Source organism: Nocardiopsis sp. TNDT3 (assembly GCF_003427465.1).
GTDB lineage: Bacteria > Actinomycetota > Actinomycetes > Streptosporangiales > Streptosporangiaceae > Nocardiopsis > Nocardiopsis dassonvillei.
Genome location: NZ_QPFC01000672.1, coordinates 1 through 4,564 on the forward strand (window position 1 = coordinate 1; position 4,564 = coordinate 4,564).

Annotated in this window: 4 protein-coding genes; 2 read left to right on the forward strand and 2 right to left on the reverse strand. The window is 73.8% G+C overall.

Going from position 1 to position 4,564, the window contains the following annotated elements:
- The first annotated feature begins 128 nt into the window (after window positions 1-128).
- Window positions 129-887 (forward strand): thioesterase II family protein, encoded by a 759-nt coding sequence (locus DQW06_RS16855; RefSeq protein ID WP_071622168.1) that lies wholly within the window; start codon window positions 129-131, stop codon window positions 885-887.
- A gap of 30 nt (window positions 888-917) precedes the next feature.
- Here DQW06_RS16855 and DQW06_RS16860 read toward each other — a convergent pair whose 3' ends face one another.
- Together DQW06_RS16860 and DQW06_RS16865 are read right to left on the reverse strand one after the other, a co-directional pair.
- Window positions 918-1,625, reverse strand: coding sequence for a hypothetical protein (locus DQW06_RS16860; protein ID WP_041553138.1), 708 nt, complete (start codon window positions 1,623-1,625; stop codon window positions 918-920).
- Between the two features lie 70 nt (window positions 1,626-1,695).
- On the reverse strand, window positions 1,696-3,531 hold the full coding sequence (locus tag DQW06_RS16865; RefSeq protein WP_013153323.1) for a glycoside hydrolase family 13 protein: 1,836 nt from the start codon (window positions 3,529-3,531) through the stop codon (window positions 1,696-1,698).
- Between the two features lie 446 nt (window positions 3,532-3,977).
- Here DQW06_RS16865 and DQW06_RS16870 point away from each other — a divergent pair, with 446 nt between their 5' ends.
- A complete protein-coding gene (locus DQW06_RS16870; RefSeq protein ID WP_013153322.1) occupies window positions 3,978-4,499 on the forward strand; it encodes a GNAT family N-acetyltransferase in 522 nt (173 codons plus the stop codon).
- Window positions 4,500-4,564 lie beyond the last annotated feature (65 nt).

The following is a 4,564-nucleotide window of genomic DNA, read 5'->3' on the forward strand; positions in this document are numbered from 1 at the left end:
TTCCAGGGCGGGGGGAGCGTGCCCGGGACGGGGCGCGTTGTTACCCACTGGTACTACCGACTGGTAGCTTTGCTCTGTTGCGGTGGCCGTACGGCCGCACCCGGACACGGACAGCGAGGAAACAGGCAGTGCACGAGGGCGTCCTCATCCGGCCCCGACCCGTTCCCCGGGCAGGCTTCCGGATCTTCCTGCTGCACCACGCGGGCGGATCCTCCCTGGGCTACCGGCCCTGGGTGCGCCACTTCCCGGCCGACTGGGAGGTGTGCCTGGTGGAGGCGCCCGGACGCGGCCGGACGGCGGCGGAGGAGCCCTTCCGCGACGCCGGAGAACTCGCCCGCCACCTGCGCGCGCACCTGGCCCCCGAACTGGACCGCCCCTTCGGGTTCTTCGGCCACAGCATGGGCGCGCTCCTGGCGCACGAACTGACCGCCCTGCTGGCCGCCGACGGCCCCGCCGACCCCGCCTGGCTCGGGGTGTCGGCGTGGAGTCCGGCCCCGGGGCCCGAACACGACGATCCCCGGCACCTGCTGTCCTCCGAGCGGCTGCGTCGGAGCATCGCCCGCATGGGCGGGACCGCCGTCGGTTCCCTGGACGACCCCGAGCAGTGGAAGCTCGTGGAGCCGCTGATCCGCGCCGACCTCGAACTCGTCGACACCTGGCGCCCGGATCCGGACGCCCCGCCGCTGCGGACGCCGCTGTCGGTCTTCGGTGGCCGGGACGACCCCGGCGTCACGCCCGAGCGCCTCGCCGCCTGGGACGGCCGCGCCTCGGGGCCGGTGGAGCGCCACATCCTGCCCGGCGAGCACTTCTACTTCGTCGGCCGGACCGGCGACGTGGTCGCCCGGATCGTCAAGGACGTCCAGGCCGCCCTGCCCCAGGAGGTCTAGACACGCTGTCCCGCGGCGTGCGTCGCCGGTTCAGCCCCGGAACTCCTCGGTGTTCCACGTCCGCCAGACGCTGCGCGTGTCGGGTACCCCGGGGCGGTCGAGGAGCCAGAGGACGTAGGCGGCGTGGCGGCGCGCCCACGGATGGTCCGACCCGGCGGCCGCCGTCAGCCTGGCGCGCAGGTCCTCACCGTCCAGGACGCGGGCCACCCGCACGTACTCGCGGTCCTTGCAGCGGTAACGCCGCCGGACGACGGTCTCGACCAGGTCGCTGAGCCTGGCCCTGACCGCCTCGTCGTGCCCGGCCACCGCCACGTCGCGCACGAGGCGCTCCTTCGTGCCCCACTTCTTGGCGTGCCGGGTCCACTCCCGCGGGTACTTCGCCTCCCACTCCAGGTAGAGCAGCGCGTACGGGAGGCCGGGCCATGCCCGGACGTCCCCCCGGGGACGGTTCCACAACGCATCGGGCAGCAAGTACCCCTGGGACTCCTGGACCGGCGCGTAGGCCTTGAGGTACTCCGCCTTCCGGTGCCCCTCCCGGTCCCCGGGGACCGGGGTCCGCAACCACTCGTTGAACCGGGTGACGGCCGCCCTGACGTTCTCCCGGGCCTCAGCGAGGCGGAGCAGGGCCGCGGCGCGTTCGGCGGGATCGTCCGCCGTCAGTCCGTACGCCCAGCCCAACCGCGCGTCCCACGCACGGCCGTCATCGCCGCCCGTTCCCGAGCCCGGTCGCCCCGCCACCCGTTCCACCCCTCTCCCCAGCTCCTGCCGGGGCGGCGCGGAACCCGTCACGCCGCCCCGGTCCGGTGCGTCAGCTCCCGGACGCGATGACGTAGCCGGGCCCGTCCGCCGCCAACTCCACCCGCTCCGAACCCTCCAGGACCACCCGAGCCCCGCCGCCCCGGGCGAGCACCTCCAGACCCGAGACGTCCAGGTCGGCCAGGGCCGCGGACAGCCCCCCGTGCGGTCCGTCGGCCAGGTGCACCAGCACCACCCGGCCTTCGAGCGAGCGCAGGAACGTCATGTGGTGCGGCCCCGCGTCCAACCAGCGCAGGCCGCCGGTCTGGAGCGCGGGCAGCTCCCGGCGCAGGGCCAGCAGCCGGGTGTGCGCCTCCATCGTCCCTGTGTCCCACGCCTCGGGCCGGTGCCAGGGCATGGGCCTGCGGGCGTTCTCCCCGTCCACGCCCTCCATGCCGATCTCGTCGCCCGCGAACACGAACGGCACGCCGGGCAGGGTCACCTGCGCCGCCACCCCGACCTCGTGCCGGCCGGCGTCGCCGCCCACCACGGTCCGAAAGCGCGTCGAGTCGTGCGTGCTCAGCGCGTTCACGCTGTGCGTCAGCACCCGCCAGGGCAGCCCGGCGTTGGTCGCGCGCATCGCCCGCACCGCCTGTTCGGCGCCGCCGCGCGGCAGCGGCGAGTCCGTGCGCAGGTAGCGCACGTGCTCGGGCGCGGTGTTCAGCCAGGTCCACACCGGCCGGGTGAACCCGGCGTAGTTCATCACCCCGTGCCACCCGTCGTGGTGGGTGTCGGGGCCCGCGTCGTGGAAGTGCTCGGCCAGCAGCCACGAACCGTCGCCGCCCCGCCGGTCGTCCACCTCGCGCATCCGTGCCGCGATCTCCCCGGAGACCTCGCGGTTGAGGTCCTGCGCGCCGTTGCGCCCGGTCATGTTGGCCACGTCGACGCGCCATCCGTCCAGCGCGTCCGGCCCGGTCAGCCAGCCCACGAGCACCGAGTCGTCGGCGCCGTAGACCCTGCGCCGCAGTTCGGCCGAGGAGTAGTCCAGCTTGGGCAGGCTGGGCACACCCAGCCAGCCCACGTAGCCGTCCGGGTGGTCGGTGAAGTGGTAGAACCCCGCCTCGGCGGAGTCCGCGTCGGCCCGAGCCGCCAGGAACCACTCGTGGGCGTCCCCGGTGTGGTTGGTGGTCAGGTCGCCCATCACCCGCATGCCGCGCTCGTGCGCGGCCCGCGCCAGCTCCCGCAGGGCCCGGTCCCCGCCCAGCAGCGGGTCCACCTCGGAGAAGGTGGCCGCGTCGTAGCGGTGCGTGGAGCGCGCCGGGAAGACGGGGGTCAGGTAGACCACCTCCACGCCCAGCGCGGCCAGGTGGTCCAGGCGGCGGCGGACCCCGTCGAGCGTGCCGCCGAAGTACTCGCGGGTCGCGGTCAGCCCGAAGGCGGAGGGCTCGTCGTCCCAGGAGCGGGGCAGCGCCCAGTCGGGGTGCTCGGCCGGGGGCTCGACGGAGTCGTCGTCGCGGGCGAAGCGGTCCGGGAAGATCTGGTAGACGCTCGTGCCCGGAACCCACGCGGGCGGCGGGGGACCGTCGATCAGCCGGAAGTCCGCCGCGTCGGTCACCTCGTGTCCGTGGACGCCCTCCTGGTTGAGCCAGGTGTACTCGGTGCCGCGCACGATCGCGAACCGGTAGTTGGTCACCACCGGGCGCAGCGGCACACTCGCCTCGAACCAGACGGCGCCGTCCGAGGCGTGCGTCCTCTCCGCCCGGAAGGTGACGCCCTCGCCGTCCTCCACCACGCGGGCGTACACCGCGTCCGCGCCTCCGGGCACGCGCACGCGCAGTCGCGCCCGGCCCTCCCCGACGCTGACGTGGTCGGGGGATCCGTCGTGGTGGGGGTCGCGGACGAACTTCATGGGGCGGCTCCTGGGCTGCGGGGTGCTGACACGTGAGCGGACCCCGCCGCGTGGGCGGCGGGGTCCGGTCCGGACTGGTCAGTATCGCAACGGGAGTCGGGCGTCGCGAATCCTTTAAGCACCAGCCCGGGTCTTGTGGCGCATGGTGCCGTCCCGCGCATGAGGCCCCAGGGGGTCGGGGGCGGCTCCGCGGGCGTCGTAGGCGGGTCGGCGGGTGCGTTTCGGGGCCGTCCGTCTGGGAGCGCTCCCAGACGTGCTGGTCACCTTAACGGCCGCGATACGCGGTGTAAAGGGGTCGTGACGGACCGGTTCGGGTCCTGTTCGCGGGGCTCGGCGTCCGCGGACACGGACGGGTCGGCGGACGGGGGTGCGCCCCTCCGGCCGGATGCCGAGTCTGTTGCCCTTCCCCCCTGTCGTGGTGGTTTGTCCCGGGTTACGGTGGTGACATGAGCCTTGAGTTGCCGACCGACCGACTCCTCATCCGGGAGTGGCAGCTGGACGACGCCGAGGAGGCCCTGCGCATCTACGGGGCCGACGAGGTCGCGCACTGGCTGACGCCGGAATGGCATCCGGTGCACGACACCGACGCGATGCGCCTGGTTCTGCACGCCTGGGTCGAGGCGGGGCCCAACCTGATTCCGCCCGCGGGGCGTTGGGCCATCGTCCGCGAGGAGGACGGCCAGCTCGTGGGAGGGCTCTCGCTCAAGCTCCTGCCGCCCTTCGAGGAGGACTTCGAACTGTCCTGGGTGCTGCGTCCCGACGTGTGGGGCCAGGGGTACGCCACCGAGGCCAGCCAGGCCATCATCGCGTGGGCGTTCAAACAGGGCATCGAGGAGGTCTTCGCGGTCGCGCGTCCCAACAACGAGCGGGCGATGGCCGTGGCGCGCAGACTGGGCATGGAGTGGGTCGGCGAGACCGAGAAGTACTACGACATGCGCCTCCAGGTCTTTCGCCTGCGCCCGAGCTGAACCGGGCGAACGGCCCGCCGCCGGCCCCCGTGGGGCGGCGGACGCCGCCCGCTCCGGACACGTGC

Coding starts and splice junctions, on each gene's coding strand:
- DQW06_RS16870 (WP_013153322.1), top strand. CDS start 3,978: ATGAGCCTTGAGTTGCCGACCGACCGACTCCTCATCCGGGAGTGGCAG.
- DQW06_RS16865 (WP_013153323.1), bottom strand. CDS start 3,531: ATGAAGTTCGTCCGCGACCCCCACCACGACGGATCCCCCGACCACGTC.